Source organism: Pelagibacterium sp. H642 (assembly GCF_031202855.1).
In the GTDB taxonomy this organism is placed as follows: domain Bacteria; phylum Pseudomonadota; class Alphaproteobacteria; order Rhizobiales; family Devosiaceae; genus Pelagibacterium.
In genome coordinates this window covers 1,396,816-1,419,247 of the sequence record NZ_CP101829.1, presented here as the reverse complement: position 1 = coordinate 1,419,247, position 22,432 = coordinate 1,396,816, and the positions used below count along the sequence as shown (strand labels likewise).

The window sequence follows — 22,432 nt, the reverse complement described above, 5'->3', positions numbered from 1 at the left end:
AAAGACAGGTCCTTACTCGGAAATGCTTGTGGAAAGGCGCCGCTCGCGGCGGCGCTTGAGGATGGGTGCGGCAAGCCCGCCAATAACGGCGATGGCGGCCAGAACGAGCAGCGTCGCCGAAATCGGCTTGTCGATCAGTCCTGTCGGACCATCGATCAGCAGCGAGCGGCGCAGATTGGATTCGGCAAGCGGACCCAGGATCAGGCCCAGAACGATCGGGCCGGCCGGAATGCTCGAGCGTTTGAGGATCAGCCCGATGACGCCGAAGATCAGCATCAGGACGACGGTGAAGATGTTGTTGGTGGTGGCATAGGTGCCGACCAGACAGAACACAAGCACCGTCGTCCAGATATAGGGCAGTGGCAGGTCGAGCAGCTTGACCATGGCCGGCATGCGCACAAGGTTGATGGCGAGCGTCAGGATGGTGGCGAACACCATGATGGTCGCGATGGTGATCACCAGGCTCGGTTCGTTGACGAACAGGCTCGGACCGGGCTGGATGCCCCAGACGATCATCGAGCCGATCATCACCGCCATTACCGAGTCGCCGGGAATGCCCAGCGCCATAGTGGTGGTGAGCGAGCCGCCCAGCGTGGCGCTCGAGGCAGTGTCGGCTGCCGCAACGCCTTCCACCGAGCCCTTGCCGAACTGCTCCTTGTTCCTGGAAACCGAACGGGCGCGGTCCCAGCCCAGGAGCCCGGCAATGTCGCCGCCCGCACCGGGAATGACACCGACGATCAGACCTACGAGACCGCCGATGCCGGTGGGCTTGGCGATCTGCTTATATTCGTCCCTGGTAGGCCACCAGCGGCCAAGCGCCGAGATCGGTTTGACGTCATGCTTGCGGTGGGTGAGCAATTGGTCGAGCAGCTCGGCAATGCCGAACAGGCCGATGATCACCGCGATGAAGTCGATGCCGCCGTTGAGATCGCGAATGCCGAATGTGAAGCGCGCATCGCCGGTGATCGGATCACGGCCGATGGTGGCGATGAACAGGCCGATTGCGCCGGCCAGAAGGCCTTTGGCCAGCGATTTCGATGCGATCGAAATCATGATGGTCATGGCCAGGATCACGACCGCGAACATCTCGCTCGGGCCGAACCGCAGCGCAAGCTGAGCCAGGGGCACGGCGGCAAAGGAAAACATCACCATGCTGGCGACGATACCGACTGCGGAGACCAGCGCGGAAACGATCAGCGCCAGACCGGCCCGACCGTCTCTGGCCATGGGGTAGCCATCGAAAGTGGTCGCGATCGAGGCCGGCGTGCCGGGGGTGTTGATCAGGATCGAGGGAATTCGATCGCCGAAATTGGCCGCGACATAGATGGTCAGCAGCACGGCGAGGCCGGCGACGGGATCGAGGGTGAGCGTGAAGGTGCTGGCAAGGGCGACGGCCATCGTCGCGGTGAGGCCGGGGAACATGCCCACGAGCATCCCCACCAGCATGCCGGCGCCCATGCACAGGAGCACCGTGGGCTCCAATACGGCCATCAGGCCGTCAACGAAGGCGGTCATAGCGGAATCCGCAGCAGGTAGTGGAACAGACCGTAGATGAAGGCGGTGGTCAGAACCGGATAGAGAACAAGGGCGATCGGGTTGCGATTGCCGAATACCCAGAGGAGCGCGAAGAGATAGATCGGCGTTGGCACCAGAAAACCAATCTGCCACCAGGCAAAGACATAGAGCGAGCTCAGCGCGAGCGCGACGAGCATGCGCACCCAGCCGTCCTTTTGAGCCCCCTCAAGATCTTCGCGCTGCGCAACAGGCATGAAAAGCGCGGTGCCAAGAATGATGGCCGAAAGAACCGCCGCGCTCGAAGAGAGCACCGTCGGCCACCATTTGGCATCGATTCCGCCACCGCCCATGCGCAGATCGATGCTGCGCGAGAGATAGATGGCCAGGACCGAAAGCGCGAGCGCTATGGCGCCGATGGCGATTTCCATGCGGCGCGATGGTGCCGCTGCGAATTCGTAATCCGAGATGGCATCGTCCGGCGGCACTTGCGCGCCGCCGGACGTTTCCCGGAGCTTGCTCCGATCGGTCATTTGTTTAGTTCAGAACCTCTGCATAGCGAGCCGCTTCGCTGGCGATGAATTCTTCGAACTCAGCGCCGGGCCGGAAAACGGGGAGAATGCCGGCCGGGCTGACCGCCTCGCGGAATGCGTCGGACTGGGCAGCGGTTTCAACCGCATCCTGGAGCACGGCGACCACGTCTTCGGGAATGCCGGCCGGGCCATAGACACCGCCCCAGGCGCCGAACGTCAGATCGAAGCCCTGTTCCTGGGCGGTCGGAACGTCGGGCATTGCCGGGTGCCGTTCGGTGTCGAAGATCGCCAGAACCTTCAGCGTGCCGTCGGTATAGGCGGTAACCGTTTCACCGGCGCCGGCCGCCACCGCATCAACGTGCCCGCCGAGCGCTGCCGCCACGGCCGGAGCGCCGCCATCGAACGGCACCGGGCTGAGCTGGGCGCCGGTCATGTTGGCGAGGGTAACGGTCGCCGCGGCGAACGAGGAGGCCGAACCCGAATTGGAGACCGAAAGCCCGCCTTCCTGAGCGCCGGCGATGAACTCTTCGAGCGTATTGTAGGGGCTCTCGGCGGGAACAGCGAGCACCACCGGGCTGTTCATGATCTGACCCAGATAGGTGTAGTCGGCGCGGTCGAAATCATAGCCGATGTTCTCGAGGATCGCGAATTCCACCGGCGCAAAGCCGATCGTGTAGCCATCGGGTTCCTGCTCGGCCACATGGGCGAAAGCTACGGTGCCCGAGGCGCCGGGCCGGTTCTCGACGATGAAGCTGACGCCGAGTTCCTTTTCCATCTCGGACACCAGCGCCCGCGAGGAGCGGTCCGATGCGCCGCCTGCGGCCGCCTGGACGACGAAGGTGATGTCCCCAGCGGGGAAATCCTGGGCGAAGGCCGTCGTCGACAGAGCCATCGAGATCAGGGCGGCGCCGGAAAGGGCACCAAAGATGTTGAGGGTTTTCATAGGTTCTCTCTCCCGAAAGATCGTGGGTTGTTAGTCTTGTTCTGAAAGTTGGGTTTTCAGCTATTGGTCCTTCGTCTATCGAGCGCCGTTTCCCAGACCGTGACCATCCGCTGGCGCGACCCTTCGAGGTGGTTGGCCAATTCGGCCTCCGCCGCGACAGGATCGCCAGCCTTGATCAGGTCGAAGAGTTCGCGGTGCTTGACCGCGTTGGCATCGAGATTTTGATGAAGGAAAACGGTGAGACGCAGCAGCGTCATCATGATCTCTTTGTATTGCTGCCACACATCGGTCAGCCTGCGGTGACCGGAAAGGGCGCAAATCTCGTTGTGAAAATCGATGTCGGCCAACCCGAACGCTTCGGGGTCCTTGGCCTCTGCCGCACGCTCCATGGCCTCGACGGTTTCCTCGAGCCGGGCAAGCGAGTTCCTGTCGCCGCCCTTCATCACGAGGCGCACGGCCAGGGCTTCCAGCGTTCCGCGTAGCGAATAGAGCTCGTTGATGTCGTCCGGCCCGATGCCGGTGACCACGACGCCCTGGCGTCTGCTTTCAACCAGCCCTTCGGCCTGAAGAATCCTGAACGCATCGCGGACCGGACCGCGGCTGACGCCGTAGCGCTCGGCCAGATCGGCCTCGATCAGCCGCTCGCCCGCCGGCAAGTCTCCCATGACGATCGCCTCGCGCAGACCAGCGGCGACACGCGGTCCCAGGGACTCTCGTATGATGACCGTCGGGCTCAAACTCACGCGCCCTGCTCCTCCATTTTGGACAACGGTAAACGGTTAACCGTTTACGAGTCAAGCCGACGATATGAATTGGAGTCGCACAGGCAAGGTCAGTCCTACATGACCGAACTCAGCCACCGACGTCCCCGGGTGCAGCTACTTGCTTGGAGGCTGCCTGGCGCATTGATCTTGGGTCAGAACCCGTGCCGTTCCGTGATCTCGGTGAGTTTCCCCGAGGCCGTCATTTCGGCGATGGCCTGGTCGATCAGTTCGCGCAGGAAGGTGTTCCGTGTCAGCATCACCATGCCGAAGCTGGCCGAAGGCACGCTCGGCCCGCCTGTCATCAGCGACCAGGTGGCCGGGCCATCGTCCCCAGCGGCCGCCAGGGTCAGCGCCGGCTCCCAAACGAACGCAGCCTCGATTGTTCCTCCCTTGAGACCGCGGAGCAGTGAGCGGTGATCGGGATAGGGAATACGTCGCCAACGCCCCTCCTCAATCGTCCCGAGATAAGCAGCGAAGATCGCATCGGCACCGGTTCCCACCCGCGTTCCGATGCGCGCGCCGGCCTCGGCGGCCTCCAGTGTCTCGGCTCCGCCTTCCCTGGTCGCAAGCACATAGCGAGTGACCAGATAGGGTTCGCTTACCGTTAGCCAAGTGGGAAAGGTCAGGTGGTTCATGGCGAAGCCTGTGAACACGTCGCACCGGTTGTTGAGCGCGGTAAATAGCGATTCCTCGCTCAGCGCGATCTGGAAATCATAAGGCGGAGCGGGGAACGGATAGCGGATTTCCAGCCACTCGGTTTCGAGCAGAAGCAGCCTGCCGATCTCCTCGGCCACCGCGCGGTCGAACGGTTGCAGCGCTGAGGTCGAGGACCCGCAGAAGTGGATACTGTCCCCGACCGGTCTGCGCGTCGTGTTGAGATAGTCGTCGGGGACAAAGGGTGTATCCGAAGCCTGTGGTGCCTGCCCCAAGGCCTGCGCCGCAAAGATACAGGTCAGCCCCAGCGCGAGCGCAGCGCCGGAAAGGCGAAGGAACATGGAGTGGGCTCTGGTCATGGGAAGTCCGGGACCCGGCCGCCCGGAGCAGTCCGGGCGGCGAAAAGATTGGCTCAGGTGTTAGGCAGGGCGAAGACGAACAAATTGCTGTCCGTCGAAGGCTGAAATTCGGGCGCCAATCGCAGGGCCGAGCCTCCCGCCAATGAGGGGCCGGTTGAGACGGCGACATACTGCCGACCGTCGACCTCGAACGTAACCGGGTAGCCCGACACCTGGGCGCCGAGATTGACCTCCCAAACGGCCTCGCCGGTGTTCTGGTCATAGGCACGGAAAAAGCCCGCCACGTCGCCCGCAAACAGCAGTTCGCTACCCGTGGTCAGCACCGACAGGGTTGCCGCCGGAGTTTCGTTGACCCATAGGGTCTCGCCGGTCGAAACGTCGATACCGCGCATGGTGCCCACGAACTCCGAACCTGGAGACACGCGCTGGTCGGTCATCGCAATCTGGTAAACCCCGCCGCCACCGACACCTGGAACGGTTCCGAGCGTAGTTACGTCCATGCAGGTGTTGAACAGTGAGTAGTACATCGCGTTATTTACTGGGCTGTAGGCGCCAGTGAAGAAGTTCTTGCCGCCGTTCTGGCTCGGGCAGACTGCCACGGTCTGCTCCGGGCCATCGGGCACCACCGCGGCGTTGGTCGTCACCGCACCGGTCTCACCGTCGATGGATTCGACCACGTTCTGGTACACGGTCGGCGTCGCCCACAGGAACTCACCGGTCTCCCGATCAAGCGTATAGACGATGCCGGTCTTGCCCGGCACGCCCGTCACGACGCGGTACTCACGGCCCTCCTCGATGTTGGGGTTGATCCAGGCCACCTCATCGGAGTTCGGTGCTACGACCGTATCGACCAGCAGGCGCTCGAACGGATGGTCGAGATCCCAATTGTCGATCAGGTGCTGGTAGTACCAGACGCGCTCGCCCGTATCGGCATCGAGTGCGATGGTCGAGTTGTGGTAAAGGTGCTGGTTTTCCGTGCCGCCCAGCATGAACTTGGGCGCGGGAGCGGTCACCGAGGTGCCGTAGATAATGAGGTTGAGTTCAGGGTCGTAGCTGGGGGCCATCCACGCGCCGACGTGCCAGCGGCCTTCATAGGGCACGTCGCCCCAGGTGTCGTCACCTTCTTCGCCGATGCGCGGAATGTTGAGCGTGCGCCACAGCAGCTCACCCGATTCCGCGTCATGGGCCACCACTGCGCAGGCTTCCGGTCCTGCAAAAGGCTCGCAGCCGGAGGTCGAGATGATCTTGCCATTGACGATGATCGGACCGGTCGTGTGCTGCGCGGGGGTCACCTGATAGTCGTTGATCTGAGTTTCCCAGGCGATCTGCCCGGTCTGCGCGTCCAGCGCCAGCAGATAGTTATCGCCGGTCGTATCGATGATGATGTCGCCGTAGATCGCCACGTTGCGATTGATCTGGGTGAACGGCATGTATTCGCTGAGGTCGGCAGGCAGCTCGCGCTCGTAACGCCAGGCCAACGCACCAGTTGCGGCGTCATAGGCCTCGATGATGTCGTTGGTCTGGGGAAAGAACATCCAGCCGTCATAGACCAGCGGCGTGCCTTCGCCGATGCCGGAGGCAAGGCCTCGAGTCCAGACGAGTTGAAGCTGGTCCACGTTATCGGCCGTGATCTGATCCAGCGGGCTGTAGCCCCAACTGTTGACGGTACGTCGGAAGTTGAGCCAGTTCGCAGGATCGGGATTAAGAATCATTTCGTCGGTTACCGGCTCCCACTCCTCGCCCGGGCCAGCAATCGCGGAACCTGCCCCCAGGGCTGCAGCAAGCACCAAAATCGAGGCCCCTCTAACCCAGACTGAATTTGTCATTATGTCCTCCTCCAAGGTCTTCCAAAATTATTGTTCAAGCGCACGAACTGCGCACTGGGATGTGCGTTTACGGGCGTGGCCGAGCAACAGAACGACTTCACCGCACGAGGCTACTCCTCCCCAAGAGACCTTCCAGCATTTGAAGCCTACGGCGGCGTCTCGCATCTCGCCTGCATGATCGTGATGCACGACCTGCACAAAATGCTTTCAGTCAGTTGGTTGGGAGTTCGCCGCTCAAACCGATCTGCGTGCTGCTGGGTTTTGCGCGTTCTGCCCGCCCAAGCGCGTTGGTTGTGGTCGAAGTCGCGATCCAGGATCGCACGCCGCGATTGCCGGTCCCGCGTCCGCAAATGCTTGCTCGACTACCAAGATCAGCTTCCATGCCCTTTCCGGGCCGTCCGCTTGTTCCATGTACGCAACGACCTGCGGATATCCGAACTGCGCAGGCGATCGGTCAGGTCCATCGGCCCCGCCTTGCGAAACCAGACCGGACCTCGCCGGTGAACAAGGGATGGTGTAGCACCAAACAAGGAATAAGCACTCACGTCGCTGCGACGGGCATGCTGTGACAGAATCCGCTTTGGTTCGGATTCTACCCTGGCAACTTCCATGGCTTAGGAATGGCGGAGAGAGAGGGATTCTCAGCCGGTTTCCCGATAACCCATTGTGCCGTCTAGTGGAAATAACAATATTGACTCGTCGGTGTGACGGCCAGCTGTGACAGTAGCTGCTACATTTGGGCGCCGCAAGCCTGCTCCACGTCGGCAGTCTGGTGGAAGGGTGGCGCTTCGCCTGCAAGGTTCTCGGGCAGTATCGTTCAACCCAGCGCAAGAAGTCCAGAGGCCGACCGGATGAAGGGGCGTTGACCGCCGACATTATTCATCGTGTCGTATTTAACGTCTTGGGCGGCCTTGGAAATCGTTCTCGAACCGGGCGTGCGTTTCGTACAAACAACGACTTACTGACTATGCCAGATAACATCTGAGGAAAGATGGCCGGACATAGGTCCGGCCATCAATCGTTCAATAGGCGTTGAACGGGTTGCCCTTGCCCGGATTAAGCGGGCCGCCAGCAGCCTTCGGATTACCCGATTTGAGGAAACCTTGCGGTTCGGCTTGTACAGCAGCAGCCGAATTTTCCAGGGAAGGAGGAGCGGCAACGACCGGCAGACCCACGGAGAGGCCCGCGGCAAGCGAAACGATCGTCATCAGTTGTCGTCTTTTCATCAAAGTTCTCCTAGTCGGTTGCACGAAAACGTTACCCCTTGGCCGGTGGCGAAAAAGCGGCACGTCTGAGGACGGATCGTGATCATACTTGGACTTTCCCACGGATCGGCCGGCGGCTTCCGATCGGTCACCCGGCCAGGCGTTCAACCGGCAGGAACAGAAATGTCGGAGTGACATTGAAGCGCTTCCAGCAACGATAATCGGCAGCATCCAGGAAGCGGCGCACGGCGTCGAATTCGCCTTCCATGACTTCGACATAGAGCAGCGGCCGGTGATGCTCGAGAATGTGCGAGCTGCCGCGCAGCACGTCGAGTTCCCACCCCTCGACATCGATCTTGATGATGTCGACCGCCGGCTCGCCTGCAAGCTCGTCATCGAGCGAGACGACCTCGATCGCGCCGTCCGGGTCGAGCTTCACGGTTGCCATGCCGCTGTTTTCGGCCGAGGCGGGTTCGGCATGGGCCAACCCGGTCACGGCGCCGACGGCGGCATTGCGCACCGTACAGAGCCCGGCCAGCCCGTTGCCCGCGACATTTGCCTCGAGATGCCGGAACGTTGCCGGGTTGGGCTCGAAGGAAAAGGTCCGCACGCCGAGCGTATGCGCAAAATAGAGCGTGTGGTTTCCCACATGCGCCCCCACATCGACGGCGCATCGCGGATAGAACAGACGCGAGCGAGCATCGGCCAGCATCTCGGCTTCGTAGAACGTACCGGTCTGCTCTATCATATGGGCGATATGGTCCGCGCTGCTGGCAAAGCCCAGCGAAAGCGTCTTGCCCGCGGCTTCGAAAGCGACCTTGTGGTCCTCGCTCATAGTCCCTCCACCGCCAGCGCCAATCCGGCGTCGAGCTTGCCGAAGCCGCCAAAGGCGAGGATTTCGCCAAGCTGTTCGCCGTGATGGACCCGCGTATAGCTCTCGAAGATCGATTCCTCGGGTTGCAGGTCACCGATCCACTGGTCCGGACGCGCCACGCATACCATGCCGATACCGTTCTCGTGGCAGTAGCGGGCAAAGCGGACGTCCACGAAACGCTGCGAGCTGGCCATGTATTCCATCGGGGCCAGCAGATCGCCGCGGGTCATCGCACAACCGGTGCCCAACTGGTTGACCAGGATCGGCTTGGCCAGCCGCCTGTCGAACTTGGCCACGAACCGCGAGCTGGCGGTTCCCTCGAAAAGGTCCGAATAGACGACCCCGTGCAGGCCCACCACCACGCGCTCGGTGGGCAGGCTTTCGTAGCAGTCGATCAGTGTCGCGGCGTAGTCGGGCGGAAACTTAAGATCGTCGTCCAGCGTGAACACGTATTCGTCCGAGCGCCTGGGCTCGAGGAATTTGCCGGTGTCCTTGAGATCGTTGTCGGGAATGACATAGCGGACGTTGGAATATTTCGGCAGCTTTCGCCTCTGCTTGTCGCTGTATTGGTTGAGGACGACGACGATGTCGTCGAACTGGGACACCACGCTTTCCAGCATGACCGGCAGATACTCCTTGCGGCCGGGATAGGTGGCGACGTGGCCGACACGCTTCATCATGGCTGCGCCTCCATCGGGAGCACGCCCGCGTCCGTCAGCAGGTTGCCGTCGGCGTCGAGCACCTCGTGGGGAGAAGGCAGGCCGATCGGTGCGCCCCCGGTGTGGCGCTGGCGCGCCGCCGCCGCCGCATAGGCCCGGCGCGCGGGGGCGCGGAAGCCGTCTTCGGTCGCCTCGATGCCCGAGGACCGGGTGAGCGAGGTCGCCGACGAGAGCCCGAATATGACCGGTACCCGCATCAGCTTGACGGCATCGGTGCCCAGACGCATGCGCAGTCCCTCGTAGAACTCGGTATCGGCGCCGAAGCGTGCCGGACGGTAGGGGCCGAAGCGCTCGAATAGGCGTTTGGGCGCAAAAAGGCTTACCACGGCCAGCCGCGCAACCGCGTGTTCGGACGAGAACACGAATTCGCCGTCAGCGGTCACGCGGAACCATTGGGCGACGACTGCCGCAGCACCTTCCTGCTTGAGAAAGGCAAGCTGCCTTTCGATCCTGTCGGCAAAGGCGAAATCGTCCGAGTCCTGGAACGTCACATAGGTCCCGCGCGCCTGCCGGATCATATTGTTGCGGATGTTGTAGGTGCCCTGCCGGTCCGCCGAGCGGAACAAGCGGACGCGCGGGTCCCGGCTCAACTCCGAGAGCACCGAAGACGTCTCGTCGGTGCTGCCGTCATCGCAGATCAGCAGTTCGAGATTGGCGTGGCTCTGGCTCAGGATCGATCGGGCCGCGTAGCCGATGGTGTCGGCTGCGTTATAGGCGGACATGATCACCGAGACCATTTCGCGCTGATCGCGGGCCGGTTGCGGGGGCTCGAACGCGAGATCCGTCAGCACATTGCCGGTGCCCAGGCTCACCCGCGAGAGCGTTGCGCCGTCGTCCCTGGCGAGCACACGGTTGACGTAGCTCCTGTAGAGCGCCGCGTCCCCGCGCAGCGCGAAATGGTTGGCGAGCAGCAGGTTGCTGGCCAGCGCCGTTTCGTCACTCGCCGCGAGCAGCGTCGGTATCGCCTCTTCCCCAGCCACCGCCAAGCGCTTGCTGATGTAATAATAGTTCGGCTTGCCGCTCGGCAGTTGCGCGAATTCGAGCATCAACCGGTCGGTTGGCGTGCAGTGGACGGAAAACCAGGCAAAGAGGCTGTCGTCCTTTTTCACCTTGCCGATGTTCTCGAACAGGAACTGGCGCAGCTTCTCCCATTGGCCGAAGGCGATGTATTTGCGGCAGATGACACGCGCCGCCGCGCCCTGGTTGGCCGGGCCGAGCCTGTCGTAGAACGCCAGGACATAGTCCGTCATGCCCTCGACGACATCGTACCGCTCGGTCGCAAGGGCGATCCGCAGCGTTTCGACCACCCATTTGAACCGGTCCTGGTGGCACCCGGGCGACATGCCGGCATTGTGCCGGGCCAGGGCCGCGAGGGGATGGGGGCCAGCCGTCCCGCCGGGCTTGTCGCGCGAAACGATTTCGGAAAGGCCCCATTTTTCGGCCAGCACGGCGATCCGCTCCGCCTGCCGGTCCTCGGGATCGGTATCGAGATAGCTGCGGAAATCGCTCAGATACTCAAAGGCATAGCCGCGCGAGACGAAAGGCATGAAGTCCTGCTGGTCGGTCAGGAAGACCGGTTTGAAATCGCCCTGCTGCACTTGCTGGCCGGCGATTTCCGCAACGACCTGCTCGAGTTCGGCGCCCCTCAGGCCCATGACCGAAATGCCCACCGTCCGCGCAACGTCGTCCTGGAGGCTGTAGCAATCGTGGCCGGCGGGAGCGGCAAGGGGCGCATCCGGCATGGTGGGTCCGGCGGGCCAACGGGGATCGTCGGCAGCCTTCGGGCGCCGCACGGGGTGCTGCGCCAGCGTCGCTGTCGGCAGCATCGGGACGACGGTCACTGGCCGCCCCTCGGCCTTCTCCCCAAGCAGCCTGCGCACCATGCGCGTGAGCGTGCGATTGGCCCTGCGCTCGCGCTCGATCTTGTCGCGCAAGAGCCAGAGATCGTTGGCGGTCACTGCGGCAGCCGCCGACACCGTGTCCATCTGCTTGTTCATTGTGCCGTCCATGCGAGTTCCTCGAGCATGCGCGCTGCATCCGCAGCGCCATTGGGCTGGGCGATGCGCTGGCATTTGTCGGCCAGAAACGCCCTCGCCTTGGCGTCTGCCAACAGGGCGACGAGCTGGGGCAGGTCCTCGAGATCGTTGTCCGGCAATTCGAACGCCGCCTGGAGCGCCTGTGCATGTTCGGCCCGGCCGCCCTGGTCATCCATCGTCGGATGCCGGTTGGGTATGAAGACGGTGGGCAGCCCGAGGCCGATCACCTCGTGGAACGTGTTGTAGCCGGCCGCCGCGATGGAGAAGTCGAAGGCGCGGAAATACTGACTCAGCGGGTAGCCGCGCAGATATTTGACCTCCGGCCAGTAGTTGAGCGACTGGGCCCCGTTCAACCATTCGGCGATGCAGATCTGTAGGTGCGGGACCTGGCGGAGAACCCCGACCAACTCGTCCATGAGCGAGACGATATCGCGATTGTATCCGGCGCCCAGCTGCACCAGGACCGCTGGCTTTTTCGGGTCGAGCCCCAGGGCGGCGGCGGCCTCCTCCCGGGCCAACAGATCCTCGCCGTCGAGCAGCCGGATCGGCGGCACCGTCACGGCTTCAGCGCGGCGCCGGGCCGTGATGCCCTCGTCGGGCTGGCCGTCGAGCTCGCCCGGCTCGATGATAAGATCGAACCAGCGGGCGTTGTCGAAAAAGCGGCTGACCGTGTCGCCCCACAGGCCGCGCCTGACCCAGGCCAGCCGGCAGTCCCGCCGCCCGGCGACGGCCCTCACCAGCCCGTGGGAGGGATTGTTGCCGTCATAGACGACGAGCGCTGGATCGTAGCTCTCGATCAGGCGCTCCAGTTCGAAGCCGAACCAGCGATCCCAGGCGGAAAAGTCACCCCCGATATAGTGAGCCGAGGGGAGGTATTCGGCCCGGTAGCCGAAGCGCTCGACAGCATCGATCGCCTGGGCCTGGGAAACGAACACCACCGGCACGTCCGGTTTCACGCACCGGGCGATCGCCAGCAGCCGGGTGAGGTGGCCTACGCCGACGCCGTTGGACGCCAGGAACATGATCGGCCGCGATCCTGTGGGCGCATCTGATGCGAGCGCATGGACGTTGCGCTGTGCGCCGCGCCCGCTGTGCCTCGTCTCGTCCAGAATGCGCGCCAGTTCGGCAGCGGCCGTCTCGGCGGTGCAGTATTTCGGGCCGGTGCCGAAATGGGACTTGAGCCGTTCGGGAAGCAGGACGGGCATGCCGCAAGAAAGCGCGAACCGGAGCACAGTTTCGGGAAAGGCAATCGTGGTCTCATCGGGGAAATAGGCCAGCGCATCCAGGTTTGCCAGCCTGTCCAGCGACACCTGCCCCGCATCGAGGACAGGCATGGGCGCCGGCTGGGGCACCGCCGCGCCCAGGGCCAGCAGGTGAACGTCGAGCGGCTCGAGCGAGGGCATGGCGGCGGTCGACATGCCTTCGGTCATAACCCAGCCGATCGCGGGCGCGCCGACTCGGCCAGGCGATCTCCGGCCGGCGGTGGCATCGCTACGCGGCGGCAGCCAGTCGGACGATCTCATCGCCAATTTGTTGGGCGCGATCTTACGCAGCCACGGATTGGTCGGCGCCCAGACAATGGTTTTGCTGCCGCGAAGCCGCTGGCGGACTCTGGTGGTGTGGTAGTCGCGCTTGCAATGAACGACCAGCGTCACGCTTTTGGCCCGAATGCCTGCCAGTGCCTGTTCAGACCAATCTATCGTGGATGGCCGGTGAATGATCAGGAGCGTGGTCTCGGGCCGGGCGGCCGGATCGATCACGGCCGCAAGGCCACGGCGGACGCAGGTTTGTATTTCGGGCGCAATTTTACTTCCCGGCACCGGACTGGCGGCCTGCATCAGTCCGACGCGATACCCCTCGCGGGCAAAGTGACGAATTTCCTCGGCAACGCGGAACGCCATGTCGTCCTGCGTTGTCATATCGCCGGCGATGAGCACATCGAGCGCGGAATGTGCTTCTGCCTCGCCAGGTAACGCATCATGCGCTAGCCGTTCAAGCATGAGTAACCATCGTCTCCAATTGACCTGCCGGCGCGCGAAACGGCGCGGGTGGCAAGCCAGTGGCTGCCTGTGCCGCGCGGAAGGGACCAGCAAATGAGTGGATTGGTTTGGGGCGTCATAGCGAACCTCGTCCGAAGATCGCTTGCGATACTCCAGACTCTGTGACACCCCGGCCAGGAACCTGAGTTGGATTTGCGGCCTCAGTTGGTCGGAAAAACGACGATATTTGGAAATCCGTCCAGATCGACCAGCCATAGCATTTGCCCGTGCTCTGCCGCTCTAACCTTCAAGACCAGCGAACGGTGGGAATTACAGGAGGCCCAAACCAAGGACTCGACACGGTGGAATCCTGCGAAACGATTGGCGGCAACTTCCTGCGTGCGGTTCCCGACCAAGGGCAGATGGACCAACTGGCCACAGATGCACCTTACGGAGCAGATTGCGACCAAACTCAATCACGGCCAGTTGTTCATGCCCAAACGGCTTATTTCCGCCGTGCCTGAGATGCATCGAGATCAACCGCCAGATGGGCAGCGATCAGATGGTATCGACGGAAGGTTCCACAGTCGTTTCCCTTCTTCTAGTGGTAGGTACGACTGGAGAGCATCTTCCGGTGCATGCAGTCTTCAATAGCTCGCTTATGGACGGCAGGTTCCAGGAAGCTATCAAAGCAATCGAAACGACCGAAATGGGGCTCGTTGCTCACGGGCAGGTTCGGAGCCGTTTTTCGACCTCGCCCGTTCCCAAGCAGGGGCTTTTGCCTTTAGGCTTTTCCATGAAGGGGCCGCAATGAAAGAAATTGGCGGCAGAGCACTGGTTGCCTCGCGAGTTGCCGCGATTACCGCGTTCGCCGTGGGCGTACTCGTGCTCGTGGGTTGGGCAACCAGTATTGTAGCGCTTACTACCTTTATTCCCATCATGCCGCATCACAGCCGCTCACAGCCGTTGGCCTGATCCTGGGCAGCTTGGCCCTTCTTGCACTAACACTGCCGGGGAGATGGCGGTTTGGGACCTCCTCGATTGCATTGCTACTGCTACTGGCGCTGTCTGAATTGTTCGAGCACATTACGGCGGTCGATCTGAATATCGACAATCTCCTGTTTCCTCGCCCGGTGGCTCTTCAATCCGATGCTTATGTTCATCCCGGCCGCATGTCCGTGCCAACCACTGTGACGTTCCTAATTCTGGTCGTTTCATTCTGCTTAGCGCGGGTACGGGGCCGCGTCGCGGGCGTTGTCTATTCGACCACATCGACTACCGTTCTGGTACTCGTCGGCATTGCTTTGCTTGCGCACCTCCTTGAGGCCGAGCAGTTTGCCGGACCGCTCGGATTTACGCTTGTCGCAGCGCCAACAGCAATCAGAGTCGGAGCATTGGCGATCGGCACCCTCGCGATGCGAACAGTTGCGGGCTGGGTCGGCCTTCTTTGGAATGAAAGCGTTGGTGCATCTGTGGCCAGGTGGCTGCTGCGGTCATGATAGCAGTCCCGATATTGGTTGCTCGCCAATGAGGGCACGAGGGCGGGCTTTTGCACGCCGAACCTTCGATTGGCGCTCGTCACGAACCTGACGATCGTGTTGCTCTCGACCTTTGTGATCTTGGGCGCAAGACAGCTCAACCGTCTGGCGGCAGTGCAACGCGCAGCGGACGCGTTGCGCGAGAGCGAGGCGAGAACCAAAGCTGCGGAGGCGCGGCAGCGCACGCTTGCTCACGAGCTGAACCATCGTGTTAAGAACATTATGCCGCTGGTCCAGGCTCTCGCCCGCCAATCTTTTCGCGGCACAGACGTTCCAAAGGCTGCGCTGTCTGTCTTTGAGGGATGCCTCGCCGCTCAATCTGATGCCCATGAGCTGCTTGTCAGAAGGCAGGGGGCTGGAATCTGTCCGTCCGCTTACTCGTTTAGACCTCGTCCTACCTTGCCCTCAGGGTAGGTTTCGTCTTTACTCGCAGGGACCGATGGAGTTTGCTGATGCTTCGAAAGCAGCCAGGCCTACCCGTTGTTGTTGCGCTGATCGGTTCAGCGTGGGGTGGAACTTTACTGCCCACGACCGTTCTTGCAGCCTGCTCGCCTGCCCCAGCATCCGGCGGCACGACCACATGTACCGGTACCACCAATTTGTCTGGCACTCTCGGTCGTGGAGAGGATGGGCCTGACAACGCCACCATCACCGTGCAGCCGGGTGCGATTGTTAGAGGCGGCAATTTCAATGCGATCAGCCTGCGCGATGGAGCGGCCATTACTATCGGCGATGGCGCCATGGTCAGCAATAATGCCACCACCACGAATGGTTTGTGGGGTGCTGGCGGAGACACCATCGAATTCAGGTCCGGCGGAACGCTAACCATTGGCGAAGGTGCTGCGGTGACGTCGCTGGGTAGCAGTAATCGCGCCGAGGCCGTCAATCTGATGGGCGAGGGCAATACGGTTATCAACCGCGGGACCATCTCGGCGATCAATACGGCCGCTATTTGGTTCGAGGACCGCGAGATCGGCGCGATTAACACCATCGACAATTATGGGGTCATCAGGCGGGGCAGTGGTTCTGAAACGGTGATCGAGAATGTGATTGGCAATCAGCAGAACGGGGCGGTTCACTTCATCAACCGCACCGGCGCGATCGTCTATGGCAGTCTCTCGTTTGCCAATGGGGATGACATTCTGGAGTTGTATCCCCACACGGAGATAACCGGCGGCTTTAACGGCGGCGGGGGAACGAACACGCTGACGCTGAACGGCGAAGCAGGATCAAGCGATACGCTCGCCGGAAACATCAGCAATTTTCAGACGCTCACCAAAACCGGCCTTGGAACATGGACGCTTGAAGGCTCGATCGGCAGCAATTCCGGTGTCGTGCCGCTCGCTGTTGATGTTCAGCAAGGCACCTTGGCGCTGACTGGCAATAACACCAATTTCAATGGAACGGTGACCGTCGACCCGGCGGGAACGCTCGAAGCTAGAGCACAAAGTTTGCCGCCCGAGGTCACCAACAATGGCCTTATGCGCTTCGTGCAGCCGGACAACGGCACCTATACGGGCGCCATCATCGGCAGTGGCGCGGTGGCCAAGACTGGTGCGGGCGTGCTCACGCTGACGGGTGCGAATAGCTACAGCGGCGGTACAACCATTCAGGGCGGGACCGTCTCGATTGCAGCAGACAGCGCGTTGGGAGCCGCCAGCGGTGACATTACACTCGATGGGGGAACGCTGCGCCTCACCAGTAGCTTCGATCTTTCCGCTGACAGGGCGATTGCAATCACCGCCAATGACGGCACGATCGAGACCAGCGCGGGAGTGACCAGTACGATAAGCCAGGCCATCACAGGCGCAGGCGAGTTGACCAAGGCGGGGGGCGGAACGCTGATTTTGTCCGCTGACAACACCTATTCGGGCGGGACGACGATCGGCGTGGGCACGCTTCAGCTTGGCGATGGCGGCACGAGCGGCAGCATCCTGGGCGATGTCACCAACAACGGCACGCTGGCCTTTGATCGCTCCGATACCTACACCTTCGGCGGGCTGATCTCGGGCACCGGTTCGGTGACCCACACCGGCAGCGGCACCACCATCCTGACGGCCGATAACACCTATTCCGGCGACACGACGATCTCCAGTGGCTGGCTCTATATTGACGGGAACCAGACCGGCGCGACGGGGCTGACGACGGCGCAGAGCGGTACGCGGCTTGGCGGCTCTGGCATCATCGGCGGCGATGTGGTCATCACCAATGGGGCGACGCTCTCTCCCGGGGCTGTGCCTTTGACCCCTGCCACGCTGACGATCAACGGCAATCTCACCCTCAACGAGACCTCAACGACCTTCTTTAATCTCGTGACGCCGGGAGCGGGCGGCCCGCTCAATGACCTGGTTAATGTGGGTGGAGACCTAGCTCTCGATGGCACCCTCAACCTGTTCGATGCCGGCTCCGACCTGACGGTGGGTGTCTACCGCATCTTCAACTATGGCGGGTCTCTCGACGACAATGGGATGGTCCTCGGTGACTTCCTCGATGAGAACCTGGACCCGACGGGCCGGCCGATGGACGATTTCTACGTCCAGACCTCGATCCCGGGGCAGGTGAACCTGGTCAACACCGCCGGGTTGGAGCTCACCTATTGGGATGGCGGTAACGGCGCGCAGCACAACAACAGCGTCATCAATGGCGGCGACGGCACGTGGCGCATAGCCGGGGCAGTCGAACCGGTCACCGACAACTGGACCGACGACATCGGAGCTGTGAATGCGCCATGGGACAACGGGTCGTTTGCGATCTTTACCGGCGCGGCTGGGACGGTGACCATCGATAATGGCAATGGCCAGGTCACGGCCTCGGGCATGCAGTTCATAACCGACGGCTATGAGATCGATGGCGATCCACTCACCCTGATAGCCGCGACCGGCACTTCGGTGATCCGCGTGGGCGGTCCGGGCGATCCCGATGTGACCGCGACGATCAGTGCTGACTTGCAGGGCTCGACCATCCTTCAAAAGACAGGTGGCGGCACGCTGGTTCTGGAAGGAGCCAACAGCTATACCGGCGGCACCATCGTTGATGGCGGCACCCTTGAGATCTCGGCCGACACCAATCTTGGTGCGGCGGGGACGGGGCTGGCGATCAACGGCGCCACACTGCACACCACGGCCGACCTCACCTCCGCGCGCGCCACCAGCCTGGGCGCGGCCGGTGGAACAATCGAGACCGACACCGGCACGACCTTCACCCTCAATGGGGTCGTCAGCGGCACGGGTGGCCTCACCAAGACAGGGGACGGCTCGCTGGTTCTGGCCCAGAACAACACCTATTCCGGGGGCACGACGATCAGCGCGGGCACGCTTCAACTCGGCGATGGTGGCACCACCGGCAGCATCCTGGGCGATGTCACCAACAACGGCACGCTCGCCTTCAATCGCTCGGACTCCTACACCTTCGCCGGCACCGTCTCGGGCACCGGTTCCCTCGAACAGATCGGCAGCGGCACTACCATTCTGACCGCTGACAACACCTATTCGGGCGGGACGACGATCGGCGTGGGCACGCTTCAGCTTGGCGATGGCGGCACGAGCGGCAGCATCCTGGGCGATGTCACCAACAACGGCACGCTGGCCTTTGATCGCTCCGATACCTACACCTTCGGCGGGCTGATCTCGGGCACCGGTTCGGTGACCCACACCGGCAGCGGCACCACCATCCTGACGGCCGATAACACCTATTCCGGCGACACGACGATCAGCGCGGGCACGCTTCAGCTCGGCGATGGGGGAACGAGCGGCAGCATTGTCGGCAATGTCACTAACAATGGCACGCTGGCCTTTGATCGCTCCGATACCTACACTTTCGGCGGTACGGTTTCGGGAACGGGTTCCCTCGAACAGATCGGCAGCGGCACCACCATCCTGACCGCCGACAGCACCTATTCCGGTGGGACGACGATCAGCGCGGGCACGCTTCAGCTGGGCAATGGCGACACCACCGGCAGCATCGTGGGCGATGTGACCAACAATGGCGTTCTGGCTATCGACCGTACCAATACGTTGACCCTCGACGGACAGATTCTCGGTAGCGGCGCGCTCGTCCAGCAGGGGCCAGGCACCACGATCCTGACCGCCAACAATACCTATTCGGGCGGCACGACGATCAGCGACGGTACGCTGCAGCTGGGCAATGGCGCCGATTCAGGAGCCATCGTCGGTGATGTCGTCAATGACGGCACGCTGATTTTCAACCGTACCGGCCTGTTGCCGATGCCCGGTGTCATCTCCGGTTCGGGCAATTTGATGCAGCAAGGCGACGGTACAACCGTTCTTCTGGGCGACAACACATATTCAGGGCCAACCCACGTTGTGGCCGGCGCGCTTTACGTCAATGGTAACCAGACCAGCGCCCAGGGACTGACCAGCGTCGCGGACGGCGCAACGCTCGGCGGTCTCGGTATCATCGGGGGCAACGTCGAGATTGGCGACGGTGCAACACTGTCTCCAGGCGATGTCGGGGTGGCGCCGGGAACCTTGACCATCAACGGCGATCTGGCGCTCGGCAGCGGCTCGCTCCTCGACTACAGCTTCGGCCAGACCAATGTCGTTGGCGGCGCGCTCAACGATCTTACGGTCGTTCAAGGTGATCTGGTTCTGGACGGCACGTTGAATGTCACGACCTCTCCGGGCGGTTCGTTCGATCCGGGTGTTTATCGGGTCATCAGCTATGCTGGCGGATTTACGGACAACGGCCTTATCATTGGCGAGATTCCGTCACCCGACTTCCTGTTGCAAACCTCCGTGGCCCAGCAGGTCAACCTGATCAACACCGCCGGTCTCACCCTCAACTATTGGGACGGCGCTGACACTAGCCTCCACGACAACGGCGTCATCAATGGCGGCGACGGCCTTTGGCAAAATTCAGCCGGTAATGACAACTGGACAACCGAACTCGGCAATTTCAATGCGCCATTTACGGATGAGGCGCCATCTTCATGGCCGCGCCCGGTACCGTTACCGTCGACAACAGTCTCGGGGACGTAACCGCCTCGGGCATTCAGTTTGCCAGCGACGGGTATCTGGTCGCTGGCGACGAACTTACCCTGGTCCCCACGACCCTCGACAGCAACGGTTCTACCATTCGCGTGGGCGATGGCACCCACCTGGGGGCTGACTTTACCGCCACGATGGGGTCGGTGCTCAACGGCGATGTTATCCTGACCAAAACCGACCTCGGCACGCTGGTCCTTGACGCCGACAACACCTATACGGGCGGCACGGCCATCAATGGCGGTATCGTCCAAATCTCCAGCGACACCAATCTCGGGCTGGCTGGCACGCAACTGAGCATGAGCGGTGGCACACTTGCCGTGACGGCCGATGTGGTCACCGATCGCGATACCCTTTTGGGCGACGACGGTGGTGCTTTCGACGTCGCAGCGGGCGTGGAATTTACCCAGACCGCCACGATTTCTGGCCCTGGCGGCCTCACCAAGACTGGAGAGGGTCTGGCGGTGCTGACAGGGAATAACACCTATGCCGGGGGCACCACAATTGCGGAAGGGACGCTACAACTTGGGTCCGGGGGAACCAGCGGCAGCATTCTGGGCGATGTTACCAATGACGGTGAGCTCGCCTTCAACCGCTCCGACACCTATACTTTTGAGGGTGTCGTATCCGGCTCGGGCTCGCTCTCGCAGATTGGCCGCGGTACGACAATATTGACGGGAAACAGCATCTATGGCGGTGGCACCACGATTAGTGATGGAACGCTGCAATTGGGAGCAGGTGACACGACGGGCTCAATCGTCGGCGATGTAGCCAATGATGGAACGCTCGTCTTTAATCGCTCCGCCACCTACACCTTCGGCGGTGAGATTTCGGGGACGGGCGCTGTCGAACAGATCGGCAGCGGCACAACTGTCTTTACTGGCGACAACACCTACAGTGGTGCAACAACGATCGCAGCGGGCAAGCTCGCAGCGGGTGCAACAAACACCTTCAGCCCGAACTCGGTTCATGACGTGGCGACTGCTGGCACGCTCGATCTGGCTGGGTTCACTCAGACGGTTGCCGGTGTGACGAATGCGGGCAGGATTTTCACCAACGGTGCCGGACCTGAAACCCAGCTGATCGTCAATGGCAGCTACACTGGATTGAGCGGCCTACTCGGTCTTAACACCTATCTCGGCGCCGACGCCTCACCTTCGGACAGATTGGTGATCAATGGAGGTTCCGCGACCGGCACCACAAGCTTGGCTATTTCAAATGTCGGCGGGTTGGGGGCGCTGACCACTGGCAGCGGCATCCTGGTCGTTGATGCAACCAATGGAGCCACCACCTCTGCGGACGCCTTCGTACTTGCAGGTCCCGTGGTCGCCGGCCCTTATGAGTACTCATTGTTCCGGGGCAACGGAAACCCCGAAGCTTGGTACCTACGATCCACATTGGATTGTTCGCGCCCTGATGCACCAACGCCACCGTGCCCAGCGCCTGAGCCACCGGGGCCACCCCCGCCGCCGCCAACGCCCGATTACCGCCCGGAAACCTCGCTCTATGCCGTCATCCCCTCGCTGGCGCTTGATTATGGCAACGCCGTAATGGACTCGCTCGACGAACGCATGGGCGGAGGACGTTCCCTGCAGGACATGCAGAGCCGTAATATCGCCTGGGGCCGCATCATCGGGCTGGCCGGCTCGCGCGAAGGCGGAGATATGGGCGTCTATACCAGTCGCGGCCCTGGCTACGATTACGACATTGGTGCCCTCCAGGCCGGCATCGATCTCTACCGGGCGGCACGCCCCGACGGCAGCTTCGATAATGCGGGCATCTATTTCGCCTATGGCTATGCAGGCACCGACGTTTCCCATGTAGACGGATCGTTCGCAGGATCGGACAGCCTCAATGCGTCGACGCTCGGCGGCTACTGGACGCATTTCGGACAAGAGGGCTGGTATCTCGACGGGGTCGTTCAGGGATCGTGGTATGATATCTCCGCTTCTGGCCGGCTTCCGGGCATCGAAACCAATGCCTTTGGTTTTGGGGCATCGCTCGAAGGAGGTTATCCCATTGCTCTCGACAATGGCTGGGTGATCGAGCCGCAAGCGCAGCTCTCCTACCAGAGGATCAACCTCTATAATGCCTATGATGTGGGAGCAGCTATCCGTTTCGATGACGCGGAGAGCCTTGTCGGCCGTCTCGGCTTGCGACTGTCGCGAACCTGGGACCTTGGCCCTGAAGCGACGGAACCTAGCGAGCAGCGTGAAGCGACGGGTTGGATGCGCGCGAGCGTAACCAACGAGTTCTTGGGCAAGTCCGTTACCCAATTCTCGTCCCAAGACGGTTTCGTCCCGTTCCAGAGCGATACCGGTGGGATCGGCCTCAGGCTCGATGCAGGCCTGGACGCCGAGATCGCCGAAGACGTGTCTCTTTACGGAAATTTCCAGTTCCAGCACCAATTCGATGCTGGCGATTACTCGATCGCCGGCAAAATTGGGCTCAAAGTCGCCTTCTAGGTTTACGCTCAGGCAGGACAAC

General features: G+C 62.0%; 15 protein-coding genes. 4 read left to right on the top strand and 11 right to left on the bottom strand.

Annotation, left to right across the window (positions count from 1 at the left end; all coding sequences use genetic code 11):
- Positions 1-12 precede the first annotated feature (12 nt).
- The 11 genes from NO934_RS06980 to NO934_RS06930 all read right to left on the bottom strand — a co-directional run bounded on the left by NO934_RS06980 (position 13) and on the right by NO934_RS06930 (position 13,425).
- Entirely contained in the window at positions 13-1,515 is a 1,503-nt protein-coding gene (locus tag NO934_RS06980; protein WP_309163127.1) for a tripartite tricarboxylate transporter permease, read from the bottom strand.
- Positions 1,512-2,045, bottom strand: a complete 534-nt coding sequence (locus NO934_RS06975) for a tripartite tricarboxylate transporter TctB family protein (RefSeq protein WP_309163126.1) — start codon at positions 2,043-2,045, stop codon at positions 1,512-1,514. Before NO934_RS06975 ends, NO934_RS06980 begins: the two co-directional genes overlap by 4 nt.
- Before the next feature lie 4 nt (positions 2,046-2,049).
- Positions 2,050-2,988, bottom strand: coding sequence for a tripartite tricarboxylate transporter substrate binding protein (locus NO934_RS06970; RefSeq protein ID WP_309163125.1), 939 nt, complete (start codon positions 2,986-2,988; stop codon positions 2,050-2,052).
- Positions 2,989-3,044: 56 nt separating this feature from the next.
- Complete coding sequence (locus tag NO934_RS06965; RefSeq protein ID WP_309163124.1) at positions 3,045-3,731, bottom strand: GntR family transcriptional regulator; 687 nt, start codon at positions 3,729-3,731, stop codon at positions 3,045-3,047.
- A 173-nt stretch (positions 3,732-3,904) separates the two neighbouring features.
- Positions 3,905-4,765: a transporter substrate-binding domain-containing protein gene (locus NO934_RS06960; RefSeq protein ID WP_309163123.1), complete on the bottom strand. Its 861-nt coding sequence runs from the start codon at positions 4,763-4,765 to the stop codon at positions 3,905-3,907.
- 53 nt (positions 4,766-4,818) lie between these two features.
- Entirely contained in the window at positions 4,819-6,591 is a 1,773-nt protein-coding gene (locus NO934_RS06955) for a PQQ-binding-like beta-propeller repeat protein (RefSeq protein ID WP_309163122.1), read from the bottom strand.
- Between the two features lie 1,022 nt (positions 6,592-7,613).
- Complete coding sequence (locus NO934_RS06950; RefSeq protein ID WP_309163120.1) at positions 7,614-7,817, bottom strand: hypothetical protein; 204 nt, start codon at positions 7,815-7,817, stop codon at positions 7,614-7,616.
- A 127-nt stretch (positions 7,818-7,944) separates the two neighbouring features.
- A complete protein-coding gene (locus tag NO934_RS06945; RefSeq protein WP_309163118.1) occupies positions 7,945-8,631 on the bottom strand; it encodes an FkbM family methyltransferase in 687 nt (228 codons plus the stop codon).
- Positions 8,628-9,350 (bottom strand): glycosyltransferase family A protein, encoded by a 723-nt coding sequence (locus NO934_RS06940; protein WP_309163117.1) that lies wholly within the window; start codon positions 9,348-9,350, stop codon positions 8,628-8,630. The genes NO934_RS06945 and NO934_RS06940 overlap by 4 nt, the downstream gene beginning before the upstream one ends.
- Positions 9,347-11,386, bottom strand: a complete 2,040-nt coding sequence (locus tag NO934_RS06935; protein WP_309163115.1) for a glycosyltransferase family 2 protein — start codon at positions 11,384-11,386, stop codon at positions 9,347-9,349. The genes NO934_RS06940 and NO934_RS06935 overlap by 4 nt, the downstream gene beginning before the upstream one ends.
- Positions 11,383-13,425, bottom strand: a complete 2,043-nt coding sequence (locus NO934_RS06930) for a glycosyltransferase (RefSeq protein ID WP_309163114.1) — start codon at positions 13,423-13,425, stop codon at positions 11,383-11,385. Before NO934_RS06930 ends, NO934_RS06935 begins: the two co-directional genes overlap by 4 nt.
- A gap of 1,025 nt (positions 13,426-14,450) precedes the next feature.
- Here NO934_RS06930 and NO934_RS06925 point away from each other — a divergent pair.
- The 4 genes from NO934_RS06925 to NO934_RS06910 all read left to right on the top strand — a co-directional run bounded on the left by NO934_RS06925 (position 14,451) and on the right by NO934_RS06910 (position 22,410).
- Complete coding sequence (locus NO934_RS06925) at positions 14,451-14,903, top strand: hypothetical protein (protein WP_309163113.1); 453 nt, start codon at positions 14,451-14,453, stop codon at positions 14,901-14,903.
- A 96-nt stretch (positions 14,904-14,999) separates the two neighbouring features.
- The gene (locus NO934_RS06920; RefSeq protein WP_309163673.1) at positions 15,000-15,356 is read left to right on the top strand and encodes an HWE histidine kinase domain-containing protein; all 357 of its coding nucleotides are present in this window, start codon (positions 15,000-15,002) and stop codon (positions 15,354-15,356) included.
- Between the two features lie 185 nt (positions 15,357-15,541).
- The gene (locus NO934_RS06915) at positions 15,542-19,939 is read left to right on the top strand and encodes an autotransporter-associated beta strand repeat-containing protein (protein ID WP_309163111.1); all 4,398 of its coding nucleotides are present in this window, start codon (positions 15,542-15,544) and stop codon (positions 19,937-19,939) included.
- Positions 19,891-22,410, top strand: coding sequence for an autotransporter outer membrane beta-barrel domain-containing protein (locus NO934_RS06910; RefSeq protein ID WP_309163110.1), 2,520 nt, complete (start codon positions 19,891-19,893; stop codon positions 22,408-22,410). Before NO934_RS06915 ends, NO934_RS06910 begins: the two co-directional genes overlap by 49 nt.
- Positions 22,411-22,432: the final 22 nt, after the last annotated feature.

Coding starts and splice junctions, on each gene's coding strand:
- NO934_RS06980 (WP_309163127.1), bottom strand. CDS start 1,515: ATGACCGCCTTCGTTGACGGCCTGATGGCCGTATTGGAGCCCACGGTG.
- NO934_RS06975 (WP_309163126.1), bottom strand. CDS start 2,045: ATGACCGATCGGAGCAAGCTCCGGGAAACGTCCGGCGGCGCGCAAGTG.
- NO934_RS06970 (WP_309163125.1), bottom strand. CDS start 2,988: ATGAAAACCCTCAACATCTTTGGTGCCCTTTCCGGCGCCGCCCTGATC.
- NO934_RS06960 (WP_309163123.1), bottom strand. CDS start 4,765: ATGACCAGAGCCCACTCCATGTTCCTTCGCCTTTCCGGCGCTGCGCTC.
- NO934_RS06955 (WP_309163122.1), bottom strand. CDS start 6,591: ATGACAAATTCAGTCTGGGTTAGAGGGGCCTCGATTTTGGTGCTTGCT.
- NO934_RS06950 (WP_309163120.1), bottom strand. CDS start 7,817: ATGAAAAGACGACAACTGATGACGATCGTTTCGCTTGCCGCGGGCCTC.
- NO934_RS06945 (WP_309163118.1), bottom strand. CDS start 8,631: ATGAGCGAGGACCACAAGGTCGCTTTCGAAGCCGCGGGCAAGACGCTT.
- NO934_RS06940 (WP_309163117.1), bottom strand. CDS start 9,350: ATGATGAAGCGTGTCGGCCACGTCGCCACCTATCCCGGCCGCAAGGAG.
- NO934_RS06935 (WP_309163115.1), bottom strand. CDS start 11,386: ATGAACAAGCAGATGGACACGGTGTCGGCGGCTGCCGCAGTGACCGCC.
- NO934_RS06930 (WP_309163114.1), bottom strand. CDS start 13,425: ATGCTTGAACGGCTAGCGCATGATGCGTTACCTGGCGAGGCAGAAGCA.
- NO934_RS06910 (WP_309163110.1), top strand. CDS start 19,891: ATGGCCGCGCCCGGTACCGTTACCGTCGACAACAGTCTCGGGGACGTA.